At 70.5% G+C, this 21,606-nt stretch carries 22 protein-coding genes and 3 pseudogenes; 7 read left to right on the top strand and 18 right to left on the bottom strand.

Annotation, left to right across the window (positions count from 1 at the left end; translation table 11 throughout):
- Positions 1-269 precede the first annotated feature (269 nt).
- Positions 270-1,268, bottom strand: a complete 999-nt coding sequence (locus E4N62_RS22460) for an inorganic phosphate transporter (protein ID WP_230217123.1) — start codon at positions 1,266-1,268, stop codon at positions 270-272.
- A gap of 7 nt (positions 1,269-1,275) precedes the next feature.
- The gene (locus E4N62_RS22455) at positions 1,276-1,896 is read right to left on the bottom strand and encodes a DUF47 domain-containing protein (RefSeq protein ID WP_009326469.1); all 621 of its coding nucleotides are present in this window, start codon (positions 1,894-1,896) and stop codon (positions 1,276-1,278) included.
- Between the two features lie 188 nt (positions 1,897-2,084).
- Between E4N62_RS22455 and E4N62_RS22450 the strand changes: the two genes are divergently transcribed.
- Positions 2,085-2,486, top strand: coding sequence for a metal-sensitive transcriptional regulator (locus E4N62_RS22450; protein WP_230217121.1), 402 nt, complete (start codon positions 2,085-2,087; stop codon positions 2,484-2,486).
- A 119-nt stretch (positions 2,487-2,605) separates the two neighbouring features.
- Here the strand turns inward: E4N62_RS22450 and E4N62_RS22445 are convergent, their stop codons facing one another.
- Entirely contained in the window at positions 2,606-2,791 is a 186-nt protein-coding gene (locus tag E4N62_RS22445; RefSeq protein ID WP_230217119.1) for a hypothetical protein, read from the bottom strand.
- Positions 2,792-2,933: 142 nt separating this feature from the next.
- A pseudogene (locus E4N62_RS22440) lies at positions 2,934-3,766 on the bottom strand (hypothetical protein).
- A 299-nt stretch (positions 3,767-4,065) separates the two neighbouring features.
- On the opposite strand from E4N62_RS22440, the gene E4N62_RS22435 reads away from it, so the two are divergent.
- Positions 4,066-4,233 (top strand): hypothetical protein, encoded by a 168-nt coding sequence (locus E4N62_RS22435; RefSeq protein ID WP_230217117.1) that lies wholly within the window; start codon positions 4,066-4,068, stop codon positions 4,231-4,233.
- Positions 4,234-4,276: 43 nt separating this feature from the next.
- On the opposite strand, the pseudogene E4N62_RS22430 reads toward E4N62_RS22435, so the two are convergent.
- Together E4N62_RS22430 and E4N62_RS22425 are read right to left on the bottom strand one after the other, a co-directional pair.
- Positions 4,277-4,594: pseudogene (locus E4N62_RS22430) on the bottom strand (NUDIX hydrolase); the annotation flags it as partial.
- 139 nt (positions 4,595-4,733) lie between these two features.
- Complete coding sequence (locus tag E4N62_RS22425; protein WP_230217115.1) at positions 4,734-4,874, bottom strand: hypothetical protein; 141 nt, start codon at positions 4,872-4,874, stop codon at positions 4,734-4,736.
- A gap of 244 nt (positions 4,875-5,118) precedes the next feature.
- Between E4N62_RS22425 and E4N62_RS48815 the strand changes: the two genes are divergently transcribed.
- A complete protein-coding gene (locus E4N62_RS48815; protein ID WP_308185435.1) occupies positions 5,119-6,387 on the top strand; it encodes an ice-binding family protein in 1,269 nt (422 codons plus the stop codon).
- Between the two features lie 261 nt (positions 6,388-6,648).
- On the opposite strand, the gene E4N62_RS22410 is transcribed toward E4N62_RS48815, so the two are convergent.
- From E4N62_RS22410 to mshD, 9 genes and pseudogenes are all read right to left on the bottom strand, one after another.
- Positions 6,649-7,080 carry an NUDIX hydrolase gene (locus tag E4N62_RS22410; RefSeq protein ID WP_230217113.1) on the bottom strand — a complete coding sequence of 144 codons (432 nt, stop codon included), beginning with the start codon at positions 7,078-7,080 and terminating at the stop codon, positions 6,649-6,651.
- 50 nt (positions 7,081-7,130) lie between these two features.
- Positions 7,131-7,259, bottom strand: a complete 129-nt coding sequence (locus E4N62_RS22405; protein ID WP_268269779.1) for a hypothetical protein — start codon at positions 7,257-7,259, stop codon at positions 7,131-7,133.
- Positions 7,259-8,397, bottom strand: a pseudogene (locus E4N62_RS22400) (CHAD domain-containing protein); the annotation flags it as partial. The gene E4N62_RS22405 and the pseudogene E4N62_RS22400, both read right to left, overlap by 1 nt.
- 79 nt (positions 8,398-8,476) lie before the next feature.
- On the bottom strand, positions 8,477-10,711 hold the full coding sequence (locus E4N62_RS22395) for an RNA degradosome polyphosphate kinase (protein ID WP_184898311.1): 2,235 nt from the start codon (positions 10,709-10,711) through the stop codon (positions 8,477-8,479).
- A gap of 509 nt (positions 10,712-11,220) precedes the next feature.
- Entirely contained in the window at positions 11,221-12,201 is a 981-nt protein-coding gene (locus E4N62_RS22390; RefSeq protein WP_230217111.1) for an ABC transporter permease, read from the bottom strand.
- Positions 12,198-13,214, bottom strand: a complete 1,017-nt coding sequence (locus E4N62_RS22385; RefSeq protein WP_230217109.1) for an ABC transporter permease — start codon at positions 13,212-13,214, stop codon at positions 12,198-12,200. The genes E4N62_RS22390 and E4N62_RS22385 overlap by 4 nt, the downstream gene beginning before the upstream one ends.
- On the bottom strand, positions 13,211-14,170 hold the full coding sequence (locus tag E4N62_RS22380; RefSeq protein ID WP_230217107.1) for an ABC transporter ATP-binding protein: 960 nt from the start codon (positions 14,168-14,170) through the stop codon (positions 13,211-13,213). Before E4N62_RS22380 ends, E4N62_RS22385 begins: the two co-directional genes overlap by 4 nt.
- Entirely contained in the window at positions 14,167-14,571 is a 405-nt protein-coding gene (locus tag E4N62_RS22375; RefSeq protein ID WP_230217105.1) for a GntR family transcriptional regulator, read from the bottom strand. The genes E4N62_RS22380 and E4N62_RS22375 overlap by 4 nt, the downstream gene beginning before the upstream one ends.
- 139 nt (positions 14,572-14,710) lie before the next feature.
- Positions 14,711-15,652, bottom strand: a complete 942-nt coding sequence (gene mshD, locus E4N62_RS22370; protein WP_230217103.1) for a mycothiol synthase — start codon at positions 15,650-15,652, stop codon at positions 14,711-14,713.
- Between the two features lie 284 nt (positions 15,653-15,936).
- Between mshD and E4N62_RS22365 the strand changes: the two genes are divergently transcribed.
- Positions 15,937-17,739, top strand: a complete 1,803-nt coding sequence (locus E4N62_RS22365; protein ID WP_230217101.1) for a bifunctional UDP-sugar hydrolase/5'-nucleotidase — start codon at positions 15,937-15,939, stop codon at positions 17,737-17,739.
- Between the two features lie 11 nt (positions 17,740-17,750).
- Here the strand turns inward: E4N62_RS22365 and E4N62_RS22360 are convergent, their stop codons facing one another.
- Positions 17,751-18,602 (bottom strand): TioE family transcriptional regulator, encoded by an 852-nt coding sequence (locus E4N62_RS22360; protein ID WP_308185431.1) that lies wholly within the window; start codon positions 18,600-18,602, stop codon positions 17,751-17,753.
- 122 nt (positions 18,603-18,724) lie between these two features.
- On the opposite strand from E4N62_RS22360, the gene E4N62_RS22355 reads away from it, so the two are divergent.
- Positions 18,725-19,741, top strand: a complete 1,017-nt coding sequence (locus tag E4N62_RS22355; protein WP_308185428.1) for an erythromycin esterase family protein — start codon at positions 18,725-18,727, stop codon at positions 19,739-19,741.
- On the opposite strand, the gene E4N62_RS22350 is transcribed toward E4N62_RS22355, so the two are convergent.
- Positions 19,738-20,046 carry a hypothetical protein gene (locus tag E4N62_RS22350; RefSeq protein WP_230217099.1) on the bottom strand — a complete coding sequence of 103 codons (309 nt, stop codon included), beginning with the start codon at positions 20,044-20,046 and terminating at the stop codon, positions 19,738-19,740. The genes E4N62_RS22355 and E4N62_RS22350 overlap by 4 nt on opposite strands.
- Entirely contained in the window at positions 20,043-20,270 is a 228-nt protein-coding gene (locus tag E4N62_RS22345; RefSeq protein ID WP_230217097.1) for a hypothetical protein, read from the bottom strand. Before E4N62_RS22345 ends, E4N62_RS22350 begins: the two co-directional genes overlap by 4 nt.
- Before the next feature lie 149 nt (positions 20,271-20,419).
- Between E4N62_RS22345 and E4N62_RS22340 the strand changes: the two genes are divergently transcribed.
- The gene (locus E4N62_RS22340) at positions 20,420-21,259 is read left to right on the top strand and encodes a helix-turn-helix transcriptional regulator (RefSeq protein ID WP_230217096.1); all 840 of its coding nucleotides are present in this window, start codon (positions 20,420-20,422) and stop codon (positions 21,257-21,259) included.
- Positions 21,243-21,443 (top strand): DUF397 domain-containing protein, encoded by a 201-nt coding sequence (locus E4N62_RS22335; protein WP_230217095.1) that lies wholly within the window; start codon positions 21,243-21,245, stop codon positions 21,441-21,443. Before E4N62_RS22340 ends, E4N62_RS22335 begins: the two co-directional genes overlap by 17 nt.
- Positions 21,444-21,606: the final 163 nt, after the last annotated feature.

Genomic DNA, 21,606 nt, shown 5'->3' with positions numbered 1-21,606 from the left:
GAGGTGGTCGACGATCGGTTCGGTCGCGGCCGGTTCGGGGCGCCATGGCGGGGCCGGTCCGGGGCGCCAGGGGGCCGATGCCACCGGCAGGACCCGGTCGTGGCGTCAGGCCCGCGGCACCTGGTCGGTGTCCGGAGCTCTGCCTCGGCCCGGTGTTCGCCTGATCGCTTGCGCCCTACGACCTGGCAACAGGCCGGCGTGGCGCAGGTCCGTGTGCCCCGGGACTCCGCCTCACCCCGTGAGGCCGGGGCGGGGCGGACGCCGTGCGGTCAGAGGAACGCCAGGTTCACGATCCAGAAGCTGGTCGCGGCGACCAGGGCCGCCGCCGGCATCGTGATGAACCAGCCGAGGATGATGTTCTTGGCGACGCCCCAGCGGACCGCGTTGATGCGCTTGGTGGCGCCGACGCCCATGATCGCCGAGGTGATGATGTGCGTCGTGGAGATGGGGGCCTTGAAGATGAAGGCCGTGATGAACATGATCGACGCGCCGGTGGTCTCGGCGGCGAAACCCTGCGGCGGGTCGAGTTCGATGATCTTCCGGCCCAGGGTGCGCATGATGCGCCAGCCGCCCGCGTAGGTGCCGAGGGAGAGCATGACCGCGCAGGCGATCTTCACCCAGATCGGGATCGGGTCGCCGTAGTCCTCGACGTCCGCGATGACCAGGGCCATCACCACGATGCCCATCGTCTTCTGGGCGTCCTGGAGACCGTGGCCGAGCGCCATGCCGGCCGCCGACACGGTCTGCGCGATCCGGAAACCGCGCTTCGCCTTGTGCGGGTTGGCGCGGCGGAAGATCCACATGATGCCCGCCATCACCAGGTAGCCGACGACCAGGCCGACCACCGGGGAGACGAACATCGGGATGACGACCTTCTCCAGCACGCCGGACCAGTAGACCGTCGTACCGCCGGCGAGGGCCGCGCCGACCATGCCGCCGAAGAGGGCGTGGGAGGAGGAGGACGGGAGACCGAAGTACCAGGTGATGAGGTTCCAGGTGATCGCGCCGACCAGGGCCGCGAAGAGGATGCCCATCCCCTTGGAGCCCTCGGGCGTGGAGATCAGGCCCTCACTGACCGTCTTGGCGACACCGCTGCCGAGGAAGGCCCCTATCAGGTTCATGACCGCGGCCATCGCGAGGGCCGCGCGGGGCGTCAGCGCGCGCGTCGACACCGAGGTCGCGATCGCGTTCGCGGAGTCGTGGAAGCCGTTGGTGTACGTGAAGAAGAGCGCGACGCCGATGGTCACGACCAGAGCGAAGGTGTCCATGAAGGGTTCAGGACTCCTTGACCGCGATGGTCTCCACCGTGTTCGCCACGTGCTCGAAGGCGTCCGCCGCCTCCTCCAACACATCCACGATCTGCTTGAGCTTGAGGACCTCGATGGCGTCGTACTTGCCGTTGAAGAGGTGGGCCAGGAGCTTGCGGTGGATCTGGTCCGCCTGGTTCTCCAGTCGGTTCACCTCGATCCAGTACTCCGTGAGGTTGTCCATGGTGCGGAGGTTGGGCATTGCCTCGGCCGTCAGTTCGGCGGCGCGCGCCAGGACCTCGATCTGCTGCTCGACGCCCTTGGGGAGTTCCTCGACGTTGTAGAGGACGACCAGGTCGACGGCCTCCTCCATGAAGTCCATGATGTCGTCGAGGGAGGACGCGAGGGAGTAGATGTCCTCGCGGTCGAAGGGCGTGATGAACGAGGAGTTCAGCTGGTGGAAGATCGCGTGTGTGGCGTCGTCACCGGCGTGTTCCGCTGCCCGCATCCGCTCCGCGATCTCGGCCCGGGCGGAGGCGTCCGCCCCGAGCAGTTCCATCAGGAGCTTCGAGCCCGTGACGATGTTGTCCGCGGAGGCGGCGAACATGTCGTAGAAGCTCGTCTCCCTGGGGGTCAGACGAAAGCGCACGTGGGGTCCTCGGTATGCATGGGTTTCGGTCAGGCTGATGCTAGGCGCACCATCCGGCCACGGCTAATGGGCCGTCCCCCAGTGTCGCCCATCAGGGAGACGGGCCGACATGGGGGCTGCCCGCAGGGCGTATACCCGCCAAAGTTCGATACGATATACCCGGTAGGGGTATATGTCTGGAGGCTGCGATGACGACCACAGGGGCCGGAGCCGAGGTGCCCTCCGTCGTGGACGGTCCGGGACCGGGCGCGGAGTCGGGTGTGAAGCCGGATGCCCAGTCGGGTGTGGTGACCGACCACGACCGTGGAATCCACGGGTATCACAAACAGAAGGACGAACACCTCAAGCGCCTCAGGCGTATCGAGGGGCAGATTCGTGGGCTCCAGCGGATGGTCGACGAGGATGTCTACTGCATCGACATACTCACCCAGGTCTCCGCCTCGACCAAGGCGTTGCAGTCCTTCGCGCTGCAACTGCTGGAGGAACACCTGCGGCACTGCGTCGCCGACGCGGCGCTCAAGGGCGGCGCCGAGGTCGACGCGAAGGTGGAGGAGGCCACGAAGGCGATCGGGCGGCTGCTGCGGACCTGAGGGGCCGGGGCCCGGGGCCCGTCGACAGGGGCGTTTTTCGGCCACCGGGTGCGGGCTTCCGGCGGGGAGGACGGGGAGGGCAGGGAGGTGCGGAGCGGTCGGGCGTCCGCGGACAGGCCTCAGCGGGGCGGGTCGCCCTCGTGGGCGCGTTCTTCCCAGACGCGCAGGACCTCGTCGATGCGGTCGGGGCTGAGGCGGTCGCCGTCGGTGGCGGAGGCCGCGATGATGAGGTCGCCACAGAGCTCGATCTCGGCGAGGGCCACGTGGTCCTGAACCGCCGTACCGCCTGCCGGAGCCACGCGCATCACCTCTTCTCCGCCGTCACCGACTCCTAGGGTAGGCAGCGGCCCACAGCCCGCGCATGGCACCAACGGACCATTTCCGGCCCGGCGCCCTCCGCCCCGTCCGGGGCGGCCCGGGGCTGCCACGGGTGCCGGGTTGCCCGGGCTACTGCTCTGCGATCTTCCCGGCGTAGATGTCCTCCGGCCGCGGCAGGCGTACGGCGACGGGGACACCGAAGTCGAACAGCAGGGTCGTCGAGGCGACCGCCACGGTGCCCCGGCCGCCGCCGTTGACGAAGCTGAACCGGTGGCGGATCTTGCGGATGCGGCCCTCGTCGTCGAGGTAGGCGTCGAAGGGGACGCGGGCCGTGGCGAAGCCCTTGGCGGCGGCGCGCAGCGGAGCCCTGTTGCCCTCGGAGGCCGCGCGGGAGGCCGTCGTGAGGTCGGCGGTGCCGCGGTAGTGGCGGACCCGGGTGCCGTCGACCTCGGTCTCCCCGACGAACTCCGCCGTACGCGCCCCGCGCAGCACCTCGGCTGCGGCGAACGGGTCGGTGGCGCCGCCGGTGACCAGATTGCCGTCGGAGAGGGCGGCCGTGTCGACGCGGACCCATTTGTCGGCGGGGACGCCCGCGCCCCGGTTCTTCATGAACAGGGCGCCGGGGGCGAGGAGTTCGGTGATCGGGCGGTGCTCGCTGCGGCCGGCGGGGTCGTGCGGCAGCAGCACCTTGAGGCGGCCGAGCTGTCTGCCGTAGTCGTAGACGCCCTCGCCGTGGATGGTCACCCGGGTGCCGCCGGTCGCCATCTCCATCTCCGTACGGGCCTTGGAGCTGCCCGCGCGGACGAGGGTGGGGGCGGCGCGGTGCATGAGGTCGACGGGGTCCGTGGGAGGGGGTCGTCGGTGACGCCGCCCAGGGCGCAGCCGGTGACGCCGGTCGCGCCGGCGATGAGTCCCACCGCGACGAGTGCCGCGCCCGTCCTGCTGTGCCGCCGCGTCACCATCGCCTGCCGATCCCCTGCCGGGTTTGCCGGGTTCCTGTGGTCGTTTCGGATAACGACGGCCGGGGTGGTCGTCACGCGGGGAGGAGGAGGGGCGCCTTATAGCTCGGGGCGGGGAGGGAGGGGCGCCTTGGAGCTCGGGGTGGGGGTTGTGTGGCGGGTGCGGGTGGGTGGGGCTTCTCGCGCAGTTCCCCGCGCCCCTTTGCGGCTGCGCCGCTTCACGGGCTTCGTCCGTTCAAGGGGCTTCAAGGGGCTTCGGTGCTGGGGGCGTGGGGGTGTTTCGCTTGGGTAGCTTTGTCGGTGTGGTGCATCAGGACGAGTCGGAGACGCCGCAGCAGCACCGTACGACCACCGTCGATCAGGGGCGCTTCTGCGTGGCGTGCTGCACCTGCGGCTGGCGTGGGCCGGCCCGGCGGGCGCGGAGTCTGGCCCGGACCGACGCGGAGGGGCACGCGTTGAGCGGGGTGTAGCCGGGCGTTCGGCGATGGGGGCACGGAACGGCATCGGCCCGTCCTACGCGTGGCGGAGGGTCGTCAGGAACTCGTCGATCGGTTCCCGGTCGCGGGGCTGGGTCAGCCGGTCGTGGGCGGTGGCCGGGGGCAGCCACGCGATCCGGTCCACCTCGGCGGCGGGCGCGAAGTGGCCGTCGGTCGCCTCGGCGGCCCAGTAACTCACCGTCTTGGCACGGCCGTTGACGAAGTAGCGGGCCTTGGGCAGCCGGGGGCCCGGCGCGCACCGGTGGCCGGTCTCCTCCTCGACCTCGCGCAGCGCGCCCGTGAGGGCGTCCTTGGCGCGCTTCAACTTGCCCTTCGGATGCGACCAGTCGTCATGGCATCCCTGGAGGACGGCTCACGTGGTGAGCTTCGCGAGCTTCTTGCGGCAGGTGAGGGCCGACGGCGAGGCCGAGCAAGGCGAGGGAGGGGGAGCCCTTTCGCTCGTACCGGAATGTGAGCCGACGGTAGCCGGACAGTCAGGCGATCGACCGCCCGTTCTTCCAGCGGTGGAGTCGAGCCCGGAACGACCGGTTCGAGCCGGTCGGCAGCTCCGTGATCCGGCTGGTGACCCCGCCCTCCCCGAGAACGGGCCGATGGTCGGAATCAAGCACCGACACGACCGGCAGGGTGAATAACGCACACCTTGCACCTCGTTCGGCCTCATGCGCATATGTACTTTATTGGGCTATTGATAGCTTTTGACTGGTTGATGACGGCTCATCATCATCGGCAGGGTTCCGCCCCGGCGGTCCTCTGCTCGCGGCCGGCGCCGCGGAACCTCGACACGAGACGCGGCTTCCGGCCCGACCGGAACTCGCCGCGGGAGTTCGGGATGCCCTTGTGCCGGTGCGGCTGAGTTCAATGACGACAAGAAAGGCCCGTCCCATGACAGTGGTAGACACACCACCTTCGCCGCGAGGCAGACCCCGTATATACCGCCGTCTCAAGGCGCGTCTCGCAGTGCTGCCCGGAGTGGTACTGCTGGCCACGGCCACTCTGGCCTGGAACACCACCGCGCAGGCAGCAGAAGCCCCCGTTCCGCTGGGGACCGCCGAGAGTTACGCGATCCTGGCCGGTTCGACGATCACCAACACCGGCGACTCCGACATCATCGGCGACGTGGGGCTCAGTCCGGGCACCTCCGTGACGGGCTTCCCGCCCGGAGAGATCTTCGGCACCCTGAACATCGCCAACGGGGCGGCCGGTACGGCGAAGTCGGATCTGACCACGGCCTACAACAACGCGGCCGGCCGAACCGGGACTTCCGTCGCGGTCGAACTCGGCGGACGGGTGCTGGGGCCCGGCGTCTACTCGAACCCGACGTTGGGAATCACCGGAGAACTCACGCTCAATGCCCAGGGTGATCCCAACGCCGTCTTCATCTTCCAGACCACAGAGACGCTGATCACCGCTTCGAACAGCAGCGTCAGGCTCATCAACGGTGCGCAGGCCTGCAACGTGTTCTGGAAGGTGGGCAGTTCCGCCACTCTCGGGACGAATTCAGACTTCGTGGGCACCATCATGGCCCTGGCGTCCATCACGCTGAATACCGGCGCCGACGTCCAGGGCCGAGTACTTGCGCAGACCGCCGCGGTGACGCTGGACAACAACGACATCACGAGGCCGTTCTGCGTGACCGGGCCCGCCGGCCCCAGTGGTCCTCCTGGACCCACGGGACCTGCCGGTCCCAGCGGACCTGCCGGTCCCACCGGGCCTGCCGGTCCTACCGGGCCTGAGGGCCCCCCGGGAGAGACCGGTCCCACCGGGCCTCCCGGATCAGTAGGACCGACCGGGCCTGCCGGTCCCAGCGGGCCTGCCGGACCAGTCGGACCCACGGGACCTGCCGGACCGACCGGTCCTGTCGGGCCCACCGGGCCTGTCGGACCTGAGGGCCCCAAGGGAGACACCGGACCTCAAGGTCCTGAAGGGCCTCAAGGTCCTGAAGGTCCGCAGGGTCCTGCGGGACCCGGCGGTGGCCACGGGGCCACGGGGCCACGGGGACCACGGGGCCACGGGGACCACGGCGGTCACAAGCACCACTGCTCCAAGCACGAGGGTCCTCCCCCCTGGGAGGAGCACGGGAAGGACTGGCTGTGGAAGTCCAAGTCCAATGCAAAGTGTGAGGACTGAGCGAGACCGCGGCCTCATCTTCTTGAGGAGGCATGCGAAATGAGCGAGGGGCGCCCTCCCTGGGGGCGCCCCTTGGCATTGAGCATGGACGGCTCACCCGGTCATCCGTACTGGCCCTGCCCGGGGCGGGAGTTCACGTGTTTCCGGGCCGCCGAGGCCGAGGTGCCGAAGCCCGTGACGAGGATCGGCCGGGGCATCCCTTGCCGCAACACGGGCGGGCAAAGGACTGGGAGAGCGCGCCTTCACGCGCGAGCCCGCCCTCTAACGGACCGTTCCTGTCTTGTGCAGCGCTTCGAGGAGCGAGGACACCACGGTTCGGTCCCTCTCGTGCGTGAGCCGCTGTGTCGCGGCCTCAGGAGGCAGCCAGAGGAGGTCGGAGACTTCGCTGTTCGGGGTGAATGTGCCGTGTGTGGCTCCGGCCGCCCAGTAGCGCACTTGCTTGGGGCGCCCCTGGTGGTCGGTGTAGTGGACGGTCGGGAGTTCCGGGCCGAGGGCGCAGTGCATGCCGGTTTCCTCAAGGACTTCGCGGAGAGCGCCGTCACGGGCCTCTTCGTGGCGCTTGAGCTTGCCCTTCGGCAGAGACCAGTCTGACCACTTCGGCCGGTAGACCAAGGCCAGCTCGATACCCCCGCCTGAGGGTGCCCGACGCCACAGGGCGCAGCCTGCGGCACGTACCAGTGGTGTGACGTCCATCACTACCTCGATCTCGTCATGCCTCTGACCTGCTGGTTTCTGCGCCGTTCTTAGCGATGACACGACTCGTCGTACTTCGGGCGGTGGACCAGGCAGATCTCCAGCTCTCCGCCCTCGGGGGAGTGGCGCCACAGGACGCAGCCGGCCGCCCGGACCACGGTGTCGGTGTTCTCGGTCACGACGTGCTCACCGCCTCCTTCTGCCAGCACTGCTGGAACGCGAACCGGGACGCCTCCACTTCGTGGCGCTGGTCGGCGTGCAGGACGCCGAGGGCGTAGGCGGTGGCCGGGGCGATCCGCGGGGTGCGGGCGGCGGAGGCCGCCGCGGAGGCCGCCTCGCTGGCGTCCCGGTGGCGGTTGAGCGCCTCACCGGCGGCGAGGAGGCGCAGGTCGACGGGGACGGCGTCGGGGTGCAGGACCTCCAGGGCGTAGCGGTGCAGGCGGAGCAGCAGCCGTACCTGGTGCCAGGGTGCGTCCTGGGGGTGGGGCGCGGTGTCCGGGGAGAGGCCGTGGATGAGGGCCTCGGCGTTGTAGGGCTGGCCGGCGGTGTGCAGGGGGAGGCCGGTGACCGCGTCGCGGAGGCGGTCGTGGGCGGCGGCGGCGAGCGGGCCGAGGTCCATGGCGGCGGCGGACGGGGTGAGGGGCACCTCGCTGGCGAGGACGGCGACGCTGTCGGCGACTGCGTGGAAGCGGGACGAGCCGAGGGCCTGGAGGGCGGCCGAGTGGGCCCGGGTGCGGGCGAGGGTGAGCTGGCGGTCCAGGAGGGCGCCCGCCTTCGCGGCGCCGACGGTGAGGTTGCCGCGGTCGGGGGTGGCCGGGGACGCGGGGCGGCACCGGCGGTGCCGGGTGCCGCCGCACCCACCCGAGCCGCCCCGGCGGCGGTACGACCGCCCGAGGCGGCGCCGGCCTGAGACGTACCGGTGCCGGGCTGAGACGTACCGGCGGCGCCTGGAGAGGTACCGGCGCCGGCCTGAGCCGGGCCGGCGTTGCCCGGGGCGGCGCCGATCGGGGACGTACCGGTGTCGGGGCGGGCCGCGACCGCCGTCTGCGTCGGGAGGTGTGTCGCGCCCGACAGGCGGTTCAGGGCGTTGACCAGGCGGTCCAGGCGGGCCGCGTAGGCGTGTTCGCGGCCCAACGTGCCGGAGAGCCAGGCCAGTTCGGGGCGGAGGGACTCCGACCACTCGGCGTCCAGCAGGGGCCGGAAGGTGTGCAGCGTGCCGCTGATGCGGCGGGCCGAGCGGCGCAGGGCGAGCGCCGCGTCGGTGGACTCCTCGGCTCCGGACGCCGCGCCCCCACCGGTCTCCCGGTGGGTGCGCAGCGCGCGGAGGAACTCCGTGGCCCGCTCCCGCAGATAGCCGGCGACGGCGTCCGCGGGAGCTGCCGTGGTGTTCGTGGGGTCAAGGTGTCGCTGTGCCACGCCGGCGCCTCCGGGCGTCAATGAGCATCTCCTGGACGTTGCGCAGGGGCTGTCCGTCGGCGTCGGTCGAGTGCCGGGTCCACTCGCCGTCGGGACCGAGGTGCCAGGAGGAGGTCGTGTCGGACATACCGGTCTCCAGCAGGCGGTTGAGCGCCGCCCGGTGGGCCGGGTCGGTGATCCGGATCAAAGCCTCGATCCGGCGGTCGAGGTTGCGGTGCATCATGTCGGCGCTGCCGAACCACACCTCCGGCTCGCCGCCGTTGCCGAAGCCGAAGATCCGGGAGTGTTCGAGGAAGCGGCCGAGGACGGAGCGGACGCGGATGTTCTCCGACAGCCCCGGGACGCCGGGCCGTATGGCGCAGATGCCGCGCACCCACACGTCGACCGGCACACCCGCCTGCGAAGCCCGGTACAGGGCGTCGATGAGCGCCTCGTCCACGATCGAGTTGACCTTGATGCGGACGTGGGCGGGACGTCCGGCACGGTGGTGCTGGACCTCCTTGTTGACGCGGGCGATCAGCCCGTCGCGCAGGGACTTGGGCGCGACGAGGAGACGACGGTAGGTCTCGCGGCGCGAGTAGCCGGAGAGCCGGTTGAAGAGGTCGGAGAGGTCCGCGCCGACCTGGGCGTCGGACGTGAGCACGCCCAGGTCCTCGTACAGCCGTGCCGTCTTCGGGTGGTAGTTGCCCGTGCCGACGTGGCTGTAGCGGCGGAGCGTGTCGCCCTCCTGACGGACCACCAGGGACAGCTTGCAGTGGGTCTTCAGGCCGACCAGGCCGTAGACGACGTGGCAGCCGGCCTCCTCCAGCTTGCGGGCCCACTTGATGTTGGCGTGTTCGTCGAAGCGCGCCTTGATCTCGACCAGGACGAGGACCTGCTTGCCGGCCTCGGCGGCGTCGATGAGCGCGTTGACTATGGGGGAGTCGCCGGACGTCCGGTACAGGGTCTGCTTGATCGCGAGGACGTCCGGGTCCTCGGCCGCCTGCTCCAGGAACGCCTGCACCGACGTCGAGAACGAGTCGTACGGGTGGTGCAGCAGCACGTCGCGGTTGCGCAGGGCGGCGAAGATGTCGGGCGCGGACGCCGACTCGACCTCGGCCAGGTCGCGGTGGACGCCGGCGACGAACTTGCGGTACTTCAGCTCCGGCCGGTCCAGGGAGGCGATGCGGAAGAGGCCCGTGAGGTCCAGGGGCCCGGTCAGCGGGTAGACCTCGGACTCCTTGATCTTCAGCTCGCGCACCAGCAGGTCCAGGACCTCCTGGTTGATGTTCTCCTCGACCTCCAGGCGCACCGGCGGCCCGAAGCGGCGCCGCATGAGCTCCTTCTCCAGGGCCTGGAGGAGGTTCTCGGCGTCGTCCTCCTCGACCTCCAGGTCCTCGTTGCGGGTGACCCGGAAGGCGTGGTGCTCCAGCACCTCCATGCCCGGGAACAGCTCCTCCAGATGGGCACCGATCACGTCCTCCAGCGGGACGTACCGGCCGGGGGAGGCCTCCAGGAAGCGGGAGAGCAGCGGCGGCACCTTGACGCGGGCGAAGTGCGAGGTGCCGGTGACCGGGTTCTGGACGCGGACGGCCAGGTTCAGGGAGAGACCCGAGATGTACGGGAAGGGGTGCGCCGGGTCGACGGCCAGCGGGGTCAGCACCGGGAAGATCTGGTGGCGGAAGAGCGTGAAGAGTCGGGCCTGCTCCTTCTCCGCCAGCTCGCTCCAGCGCACCAGGTGCACGCCCTCCTCGGCCAGTGCCGGGGCGACGTCCTCGTGGAAGCAGGCGGCGTGCCGGGCCATCAGTTCGCGGGAGCGTGCCCAGATCATCTCCAGCACCTCGCGGGGCTGGAGGCCGGAGGCGGACCTGGTGGCGACACCCGTGGCGATGCGGCGCTTCAGGCCGGCCACCCGGACCATGAAGAACTCGTCGAGGTTGCTGGCGAAGATGGCCAGGAAGTTCGCTCGTTCGAGCAGGGGGGTGGCCGGGTCCTCGGCCAGTTCCAGAACGCGCTCGTTGAACGCCAGCCAGCTGCGCTCCCGGTCGAGGAAGCGGCCCTGGGGCAGCCTCTCGCCGCCCTGTTCGTCCTCGTCGTACGCGTCGAGGTCGGCGTCGATGTCGGGTTCCAGGTCGGACACCACGGCCGACACCGTGTGGGGGCGGTGGCCGGTTATGGAGCCGACTGACGGCTGCGCGTGCTGGACCTGGGCTGCCTGGGCGTTGGACTGGCTCATGCCACCATTGTTCCGCGCCGCGAGCATCACGGGCGCGTCGGACAGGGCCGGTGGGAGTGCGGGGACGCGCGAGGAGGCGTTCGCGGCGGCGTTCTCGGCGATGTCGGCGTCGATGCGCGCCACGACGTCGATGATGTCCACGGCCTCGGCGGTGTGGTGCGGGGTGACGGGCGCGGGCGTGCTGGGGTCGTCCCCCGGGCTGTTCCCGCTGCTTGGGCCGCTGCGTGGGGGAGGCGCGGGCTCGGGCACGACGGGGTTCATTGCGGAAGCGTCGCAAGGTCGTCTGAATCGCCGGTTACGGAGACCTTACGTGCGGGATAGCGCGGGGAGGACCGCCGGTTCCGCGGGGACGTGTGGGGCGGCCCGGCGCACGCCTTCTCCGGAACGAGCGCCGCCTTCCCGCGGTTACGCGCCGTTCACCGACCGCACGCCGTCGGCACGCCCCTCCCCCCGTAGGAGGGGCGTGCCTGGTCCGGGGGCCCGAGTCGTGGCTCGGGCGGTGTGCGCCGTCAGCGGGTGCGGCGGCGCAGGAGCCAGAAGGCGGCGAGGGTGGCGAGGACGGCGACGGCGAGAATGACGCCGGTCGTCATGAGGTGCAGCGGCCAGAAGTGGGACGCCGGGTGCACCTCGGCGTACAGATCGGTGAAGCCCTTCCCGCTCATGCACCTGGTGTAGTCGAGGTCGGCATCGGCGTCGAAGCAGTCCAGGTCCTCGACGCGCGCACCCGAGCCGGTGACGGCGCCCAGCTCCAGCTGGTCCGCCGACATCGGCAGCCGGCTGGCGGCGGTACCGGTGAGCGTCGTGGCGGGCCACAGCTCGTGGTACCGCACGTCGAGCCACGCGTGGAACACGATCATGAAGCCGAGGGCCACGGCGAGCGCGGGCAGCGCCCGCCTGAGAACGATGCCCGCCAGGGCGCCGACGGCCAGCGCGCACAGGGCGTACGCCAGGACCGCGGGGCCGCGGTTCAGGAAGGGGTCGGTGTAGTACCACTCGTCGCCGCGCAGGTCCCGGTTCGTGGACCAGGTCCAGCGGTACACCAGCACCAGGACGGTCGTGCCGACGGTCAGCGCGACGGCGGGCAGCGCGAGCTTGGCGGTGAGCCATCGGACCGGGGTGACGGACTGGGTCCAGCTCAGCTGGGCCGTGCCCCGTTCCAACTCGACGCCGGTCAGCGCGGCCCCCGCCCAGGCGGCCACGCCGTAGGAGAAGTAGGCGATCAAGGTACCGATCCAGCTCATGGCCGAGGAGTAGTCGAAGGCGGACCCGAGGTCGATGCACCCGTCCGCCAGCCTCCGGCAGGCGTCCCGCTCCGCGCGTATCTCCGCGCCCGTGACGTACTGCAGCCACAGCATCCACCCGACCATGAGCAGGACGTACGCGCTCCACACCAGCAGTGCCGAGCGGTGCAGGCGCAGCACGGTCCAGGTCAGGCCGCCGCGGGCGGCGGTGTCCGCCGGGGGCGCGGTGGTGAGGGTCTCGGTGCTCATACGGCCCCTCCCGCAAGGCGGCGCAGCAGGCGGAACGACGTCCAGATCAGCAGGGCTGTGGCGGTCAGGACGATGGCCGTCTCGACCAGGTGCAGGGGCCAGAAGTGGGACGAGGGGTGGAAGTCGGCGTAGAAGCTGACGGCGTCGGTCCGGCCGCAGGAGTCGTCCGTGCACGCCATGTCCGAGACGCGTTCACCGGTGCCGGTGATGAAGCCGCGGTCGACCAACTCGCCGTTCCAGTCCCGGTCCGCGGTCTGGGAGACGAGGGTCTCCACGGGCCACAGCAGGTGCCGGGTCGACTGCAGCGTGCCCGCCAGGAGGCCGGTGCCGACCAGGCCGACGGCCAGCCCGGGGAGCGAGCGGCGCAGCAGCAGGCCGACGAGAGCGCCGACCGCGAGGCCCAGCAGGGCGTACGCCGTGCCGACGGTGCCGTGACCGGCGAAGACGGCGGACTCGAACCAGTCCCGGGTCCCCAGCGCCTCCCGCAGCCGCTCCTCGCGCCACCACACCAGACGGTTCAGCAGCGTCAGCAGGACCGTCCCGGAGACGATCACGGCGGCCGGGACCGCGAGTTTGGCGGCGAGCCAGTGGGCCGGGGTGACGGACTGGGTCCAGGCCAGCCGCGCCGTACCGCTCTCCAGCTCGCGGGCGATCAGGGCACCGCCCGCCCAGGCGCCGATCAGGGCCGGGGCGATGCTGAGGACCGCGGGGCCGAGGGTGGCGGCCAGTCCGTAGAGGGAGTACGCGGGGCCCGTCGAGCAGTAGTCGGCCGGCGCGCAGCCGCTCTTGAGCTGCTCGGTCCAGGCCGCGTCGAGCCCCGGTCCGGCGGCCCACACCAGTCCGGCGGAGACGAGGCCCACCAGCAGCCCCCAGAACCACAGGGCCGACTGGTGCACCCGGAACGTCGCCCGGATCAGCCCCCGGGTCGGGGTCAGGGCCGGGCGGGGGCGGGGCGGGTCGCCGGAGCGGGCGGTCCCGATGGTCTCCGTGGTCCCGGTGGTCGTGGTGCTCATACGGCCGCCCCCCGGGTCTCGGCGCCGTTGGTGTCGTCCGACCCGTCGGTGTGGTCAGTGTGGTCCGAGTCCGCGTCCGCTTCGTCGTTGTCGTCGATCGTGAGCGCCGGGGCCTCCGGCGCCCGCAGATGGGCGAGGACCAGCTCCTCCAGGGTCGGCTCGGCTGTCTGCCAGCCCCCGCCGACCGGGCCCTGCGGGCGGATCAGCGCGGTGAGCTGGCGGCCCTTCGTGCGGGACTCGACCACGGTGTGCGGGGTGAGGTCGCCTGCCGGGCCGGTGACCAGGGCGTGCGCGGCGAGGACCTCGTCCAGCGGGCCCGCGAGCCGGACGCGTCCGGAGCCCAGCAGGAGCAAGTGGTCGCAGGAGCCCTCCAGTTCGGCTACCACGTGCGAGGACATGACAACCGTGGTGCCGTGTTCGGCGGAGTCCGCGAGCAGTGTGCCCATCAGCTGGTGCCGGGCGAGCGGGTCGAGGTCGGCCATCGGCTCGTCCAGGAGCAGCAGTTCGGGCCGCTTGCCGAGGGCGAGGGCGAGCGCGACCCGGGTGCGCTGACCGCCCGAGAGGGAACGGATCTTCGCGTTCCTGTTCAGGCCGCCCTCGTCCACCACCCGCTCGGCGGCGGCCGCGTCCCAGCGCCGGGTGTTGAGCGCGTGGCCCAGCCGCAGGGTCTCGGCCACGGTCAGCTGGGGATAGAGGGGCTTGTCCTGGGCGACGTAGGCGATGCGCTCGCGGGCCGCGGCCGGGGTCGTGCCCAGCACGCTGATCGTGCCCTCGGTGGGGGCGAGCAGTCCGGCCGCGTGGGCCAGGAGGGTCGACTTGCCCGCACCGTTCGGTCCGACGAGCGCGCACACCCGCCCCGACGGCAGCCGCAGCGTGCACTCGCGCAGCGCCCAGCTCGTCCGCCGCCACCCGAACTGCTTGCCGAGCGCGGCCGCTTCCAACGCGGTCCCCGTCATGCCTGGTCCCCCTGATCTCGCTTGTCGATCGTGAAGTGTTCGTCGAGTACGGACGTGAAGAGGGCCTCCACGTCGTCCCGTTCGAGCCCGGTCTCCCGGGCCTGTACGGCCCATCTGTCCAACTCGGCCCGCAGCGGGGAGTCGACGGGCGCGGTGCCCAGTGACCTCCGTACGAACGTGCCGAGGCCGCGGCGGGCCTCGACCAGGCCCTCGCGCTCCAGTTCGCGGTAGGCCTTCAACACCGTGTTCGGGTTGATCGCGGTGGCTTCCACGACCTCGCGGGCCGTGGGGAGCTTGTCGCCCGGTTCCAGCAGCCCCATCCGCAGGGCCTGTTTGGTCTGCTGGACGATCTGGACGTAGGTGGCGACACCGCTGCGCCGGTCGATGCGGTACTCGACCACTCGGACAACCACCCTTTCACTAATTGAGTAGTGAAAGGGTGGCGCAAGAGAGGGGGCGGTGTCAACAACACCGCCCCCGCCTGTGGAAAACTCCGGGTGCTCCGGGTGCTCCGGGTGCGTCAGATTCCGCTGCGGTACATCAGGTTTCGCTGCGGTACATCAGGTCCGTCTCGTACGTCACGAAGCCGAGGCGCTCGTACACGGTCACGGCCGCCTTGTTGTCCGCGTCGACGTAGAGCATCGCGGTGGGCAGGCCCTGGGCGGCGAGATGGCGCAGGCCGATCGTGGTGAGGGCCTTGCCGAGGCCGCCGCCCTGCGCGCCGGGGCGTACGCCGACGACGTAGACCTCGCCGAGCTGTTCCGCCGCGTGCGCCTTCGTCCAGTGGAAGCCGACCAGTTCCTCTCCCCTGAAGGCCAGGAAGAAGCCCGCCGGGTCGAACCAGGGCTCGGCCTTGCGGTCGTCGAGGTCGCGCTGGGTCAGGGAGCCCTGCTCGGGGTGGTGGGCGAACGCCTCCGCGTTCGCGGCGAGCCAGGCCGCGTCGTCCTCGCCGGGGACGAAGGCGCGGACGGTGACGCCGTCCGGGAGCACCGGCTCGGGTGGGTCGAAATCGGCCAGGGAGCGGCGCATCTGGCGGAGTTCGCGGAAGAGGGTGAGGCCGAGCACCTGGGCCAGATGGCGCGCGGCGCTGTGGCCGCCGTGCGCCCAGACCCGCAGCCGCTTGCCGGACTCGGCCAGCAGGGCGGAGCCGAGGGCGCGGCCGTGCCCGTGACCGCGGTGGGAGGGGTGGACGACGAGTTCGGCGGCCGGGGCCTCGACGGGGTCGTTGTCCTCCAGCTGGGCGTACCCGACGAGGGTGTCGCCGACGGTGAGCAGGAGGTGGGCCACGCCTTCGCGGGGGCCGCCGCGGAGCTGGAGGCGGCCCTGCTCGGACACCGCCTGTTGGCCGTCCACCTGGGCCGCCTCGTCGAGAAGGGCGAGGACGGTGGCCTTCTGGTCGGGGGTGAGTTCCAGACGGGTTTCGATACTGCGGGCGGCTGCGCCGGCCGCTGCGCTCGGCCGGGCGGTGTCGTCGCTGGTCATGGGTTCGAGGTTAACCGGGGGGTGCGGTGGGGGAGCGCCTATGGACTCGGTTGGTTCCGTGGTCGGGCGGGAGCGGCCGGAATGTGGCTGGTCGCGCCCCGCGGCGGAGCCGCTGATTTCACTGCCCCGCGCCCCTATTGGCCCTGTTTCGTGCCCAGTTCGCCTTGATGGCAACCAGGTCGTAACCAAGAACCCTCTCCCGCGCTACGCGCGTTGACCCTAGGCTTCGGCCGGACGGGGCCTGTCTCACGTTTCTCTTACTTCCAAACGAACCAGGGGGGCACATGTCAGCCACACCCCATGCCCAGCACCGCAGAAACCGCCGTAACCGGATCCTCGCCGCCGCGGCCGGGCTGGCGACCGTCGGTGCGCTGGCCGCCGCGATCCCGGCGAGCGCCGGTGAGACGCAGACCGGCAAGGGCAAGCCGAACCGCTACCAGGACGTGCAGCTGCTGTCGTTCAACGACCTGCACGGCAACCTGGAGCCGCCGGCCGGTTCCTCGGGCCGGGTCACGCACGTCCACGAGGACGGCCACACCGAGACGATCAACGCCGGTGGCGTCGAGTACCTCGCCACGCACCTGCGCGAGGCCCGCCGGGCCGACGACTACACGATCACGGCCGCCGCCGGCGACATGGTCGGTGCCTCCCCCCTGATCTCGGGCCTGTTCCACGACGAGCCCACCATCGAGGCGCTCAACGGCCTCGACCTCGACGTCACGAGCGTCGGCAACCACGAGTTCGACGAGGGCGCGAAGGAACTGGCCCGCCTGCAGAAGGGCGGCTGCCACCCGACGGACGGCTGCTACGTCAAGGGCAAGAAGTTCAAGGGCGCCGACTTCCCGTACCTCGCCGCCAACGTCATCGAGAACAAGACCAAGAAGCCGCTCCTGAAGCCCTACTGGGTGTGGAAGAAGAACGGCGTCAAGATCGGCTTCATCGGTGTGACGCTGGAGAACACCCCGGGCGTCGTCTCCGCCGAGGGCGTCAAGGGCCTCACGTTCAAGGACGAGGTCAAGACGATCAACAAGTACGCCAAGGAGCTGGAGCGCCAGGGCGTCAAGTCGGTCGTCGCGCTGATCCACGAGGGCGGTGCCCCCGCCTCCACGTCGTACAACTACGACTGCGACTCGCCCGGCGCCGGTGACGGCATCTCCGGTCCGATCGTCGACATCGCCAAGAACATCACGGCCAAGGTCGACGCCGTGGTCACGGGTCACACGCACGCCGCGTACGCCTGCACCATCAACGACCCGGCGGGCAAGCCGCGCATGGTCACCTCGGCCGCGTCCTTCGGCCGCCTCTACACCGACACCACGCTGACGTACGACCGCAAGACCGGCGACATCAGCCGTACGGCCGTGGACTCCGCGAACCACGTGGTCACCCGTGACGTCGAGAAGGCCGCCGACATGACGGCCCTCATCAGCAGGTGGAACACCCTCGCCGCGCCCATCGGCAACCGCGCCATCGGCTACATATCCGCCGACGTGCCCAACGCCGGCACCGAGTCCCCCATGGGTGACCTGATCGCCGACGCGCAGTACTGGTACGGCAAGACGCTCGACCCCGAGGTCGACCTCGCGCTGATGAACCCCGGTGGTGTGCGCGCGCCGCTCACCTACGCGGCCAAGGGCACCGAGGGCGACGGCGTGGTGACCTACGCCGAGGGCTTCACCGTCCAGCCGTTCTCCAACACGGTCAACCTGCAGAGCTTCACGGGCACGCAGCTCCTCTCGATCCTCAAGGACCAGGTGAGCGGCACGAACGCGGCCTCGCCGAAGGTGCTGCTGCCGTCCTCGAACCTGAAGTACACGCTCGACCTGACGAAGACCGGCGCGGACCGGATCGTCGTCGACAGCGTCAAGCTCAACGGTGCGGCGATCGACCCGGCCGCCACGTACCGCATCGCGACCAACAGCTTCCTCGCGGGCGGCGGCGACGGCTTCCCGACGCTGGGCGAGGGCACGAACGACCTGGTCGGCGGGGACGACCTGGCCGCCCTTGAGCAGTACCTGCTGGCCAACTCCTCGGCCACGAGCCCGCTCGCGCCGCCGGCGGCCGACCGGATCACGATCATCAACTAAGTCGCACTGGATCACCGGGCGGGTCGGTCGACCGACCCGGGCGGTGCGTGACTGGTCACGCGGTTCTCCGCGCCCTTTCCGGGGCGCGGGGAACCGCTTTTTCGTGCCCTGTCCGGGACGCGGGGAACCGTCGCTTCTTCGTGCCCCGCGGCGTGTGGCCCGGGTGCTCCCAGATACCGGCTGAGGTGGGCCGACGCGTCCAGCATGGCCACGCCTCGTGCGGTCAGGCGTCGTCGCCAGTCGGACAGAGCGGCGGAGAGGGCGTCCGTGCCGCCGGCCGTACGGATCTGGCGGACCGCGGTGGCGATGTGGTCCACGGGGTAGTCCCCGCGACGGAGCAGATGGGCGAGTTCGGCGTCACGGACGTCGGCCGGGCGGTAGATCCGGTAGCCGGTGAGCGGGTCTCGCGCGGGGGTGAGGATCCCGGCGTCCTCCCAGTTGCGCAGGGTCGCGGGGGTGACGTCGAGGCGGTGGGCGAGTTCGCCGACGGTGAGGGTGTCGGAGCCCGCCGCTTCCACCGTGGGCTCCGCCCCCTCCGACGTGGCCGTCAGGTGATCCACCGCGTCGCGTACCGCGTCGAGGGTCTCCCGGTCGCGAAGCAACTGGGTGTGCCCACGGTCGACGACGGTCAGCGCGTCGTCGAGGGCGCCCTCGTGCACGGCACGCATGATGCGGCCCGCGGCGGAGTGGCCGAACGCCGGAACGAGGGCGAGAAACGCGCGGAGGGCCGCCGCGTGCACCTCGGTGTAGATCCGGTAGCCGCTGGCCGTCCGCTCGGCGGTCGGGAGGAACCCGTCGCGCTCGTAGTTGCGGACGGCCTGGGTCGAGAGGCCGTGCTCGCGGGCCAGTTCGGAAGGTCGCATGCTGATCACCAGTTTGAGACTTTACGCGACGGCTGCGAAGCAACTGTCTTTCCGGACAGCACAGGGGCGAGACCCATCCGCCCCAAGTCTCAACCGATCTTTCAAGGATACGATTGAGGCTCATGAGTCAGGACATTCGAGACTTCGTGACCCCGTCGTGCGAGCTGCTGGCGCTCGGTGAACCGACCCACCTGGAACCGGCCCACGGGCACGCCCGCAACGAACTCTTCGCCCACCTCGTCGACTTGGGCTTCCGTTCGATCGCCCTGGAGACCGACCGCATCCCGGCGTTCGCCCTGGACGACCATGTACGGGAAGGGGCCGGTGACTTCGACGAGGCGATGCGCGAGGGCATCGCGTTCGGCCGGGGTGAGATGGCCTCCAACAGGGAGCTGATCACTTGGATGCGCGAGTACAACCGGACCCGCCCGCTGGAGGAACGCCTCGCCTTCCACGGCTTCGACGCCGAGATGGAGAACATGAGCGCGCCCAGCCCGCGCCGCTGTCTCGAAGCCGCGCGTGCGTACCTGGCGCGTGAGGAGAACCTGCCCTCGTCCCTCGCCCTCACCGACGACCCCGCCCTCGACATCGCGCGCCTCGCCGGGGACGACGAACAGTGGAGCCGCACGGAGGCGGTCCTGGACCCGGCCCGGTCGATCGGCGCCACGCCGGAGGCCCAGGCGCTGCGCTGTCTCGCCGACGACATGCTCACCGAGTTCCACACCCGCGCGCCGCAGTTGATCGCGGCGACCTCACGCGCCGCGTGGTTCAGGGCGAAGGCCCACCTTGGCGCGGCCATCGGGCTTCTGCGCTATCACCGGCAACTGGCGCGCCCCGCCGCGGAGAACGTCCGGATCTCCCGCATGCTCGCCACCCGGGACGCCCTGATGGTCGAGAACCTGCTCGACATCAGAGCCGTCGAGGCCGGCCGCGGTCCGACCCTGGTCTTCGGCCACAACCTCCACCTCCAGGGCGCCCCCAGCCACATGCGCATGCGCGACCTGGACCTCCACTGGTACGGCGCCGGCGCGATCCTGGGTCCGCTGGTGGGCGAACGGTACGGGTTCCTCGCGGGGAGGCCGGGCGTCGACGGGTTCCTGCACACCGACGCCGACACCGACGCGGGTGCCGGCGCCTAGAGGCGGTTGTCGGGGGCGTCGGCGGTGCGCTGGATCCGCCACCCCCTGCTGACCGCGATCCGCACCACGTCCTCCAGGGACTCCACCGCCCGCGTCAGCGCGAACCGCACGGCCCGCTCACCGGCCGCCCCGTCCCCGAGTACGGCCTTGCTCCCGGCCAACACCTTCTCGGCCGACCCCAGTTGGGAGGCCTCCACGCTGTCGGCGAGCAGGGAGAGGGCTCCGGGGTGCGCGGTGTCCGGGTCGAGGTAGCAGGGCTTGCCGTCGGGGGTGGTCCACGGCAGCAGGCGCAGGCCGTCCATCATGCGAGCACCTCTTCCACGACGCCGTACACGTACAGCTCCTCTGGGCTCAGGACGTAGGGCCGTACGAGGTTGTCGTACGACTCGAAGGGCCAGATGTCGTCGGGCTTGCGAGGTGGCGGAGGGGGCGGGGCGGGTTGCGACGGCTCCGCCGCCCCGGACGGCGACGGCCCGCGCGCGGCCCAGCGGAGCAGGACCTCACAGAGCTGTTCGATGAATGCGCGCATGCCGGTGCCTCGACTTTCGTCTCAGGGTTTTTTCAGGGTGGGTCTGACGAGCGGTGATTACCGTTCGTGTCCTGATCGTCACCGGTGCGACCTATGCTGCGGAAGGGGGGCGCCGTTGCCTGGCGGCCCAGACAACGGCGAGGGGTGACATGGGCGAAGTCGTTGACGCGAAGGGCGAGTCGGGGCGTGTTGTGCTTGGCCGGACGCTTCGGTTTCTGCGCGAGAAGGCGGGTAAATCGCTGGGGCAGCTGGCCGACGAGACGGGGTACGACAAGAGCTACTTGAGCCGCCTGGAGTCGGGTGAGCGACTGTCCAAGGTGACGGTCATGGAGGACTTGGACGCGTACTACGAGGCCGGTGACCTGCTGGTAAGCCACTGGAGGGCGGCACGGCTCGACGCGTTCAAGGACCAATACAAGCGGTTCATGGAGCTGGAGGCGACGGCCCGCATCATGCGGGTGTTCACGCCGGCGGTGCCAGGCCTTCTGCAAACGGAGGATTTCTGTCGTGAGGTGTTGTCTGGGGCCCAGACAACGGCCGACGGCGACGTCTGGGTCGAGGAGCAAGTCGCGGCCCGGCTGGGACGCCAGTACCTGCTGAGGCGGAAGCCGGAGCCCAGCGTCCGCATCGTCATCGACGAGATCGCACTTCGGCGCACCGCGGCCACCCCCGAGACATGGCACGACCAACTCGTTCACTTGGAGACCGCCGCGACGCGGCCCAACATCGTGCTCCAGGTGCTGCCGATCTCCGCAGGTGTTCATCACCACATGACCGGGTCGCTGACGCTGCTCTGGCAGGAAGATGGAAGCGCCGTCGCCTACAAAGAAGGCAACGGTTGCAGCCAGTTGGACGAGGATCCGAACGAGGTTCTGCGGCGCCGACTGTCCTACGATCGGCTCCGCGATATGGCACTGTCACCGACCGACTCGCTTGCGTTCATCAGGGCCGTACTGAAGGAGCAGACCCACCATGACGCACACCCCTGATCTCGGCACTGCTGTCTGGCGCAAGTCGAGCTACAGCGAGGGGGGCGCCAACGATTGCCTCGAAGTCGCCGACGAAGTCCCCGGCATAGTCCCCGTCCGGGACAGCAAGGCCCCGGACCGGCGTCCTCTCCTGTTCTCACCCAGGGCCTGGTCGGCCTTCGTCAAGGTCGTCGCGGCTGACTGAGTACCTTCGAGTGAAGGCGGGCTCCGAGGCGGGACACCCGTGTCATGGTGTGGCTATGGTGAGTCCATGGCAGACAGTACGACCATCCAGGTCTCCAAGCAGGCCCGTGATCACCTCGCCCAGGTCGCCAAGGAACGTGGCATGACCCTCGGCCAGCTGATCG

This window comes from Streptomyces sp. MNU76 (assembly GCF_020982545.1).
Lineage (GTDB): Bacteria > Actinomycetota > Actinomycetes > Streptomycetales > Streptomycetaceae > Streptomyces.
This window is presented reverse-complemented; position numbering and strand designations above follow the sequence as displayed.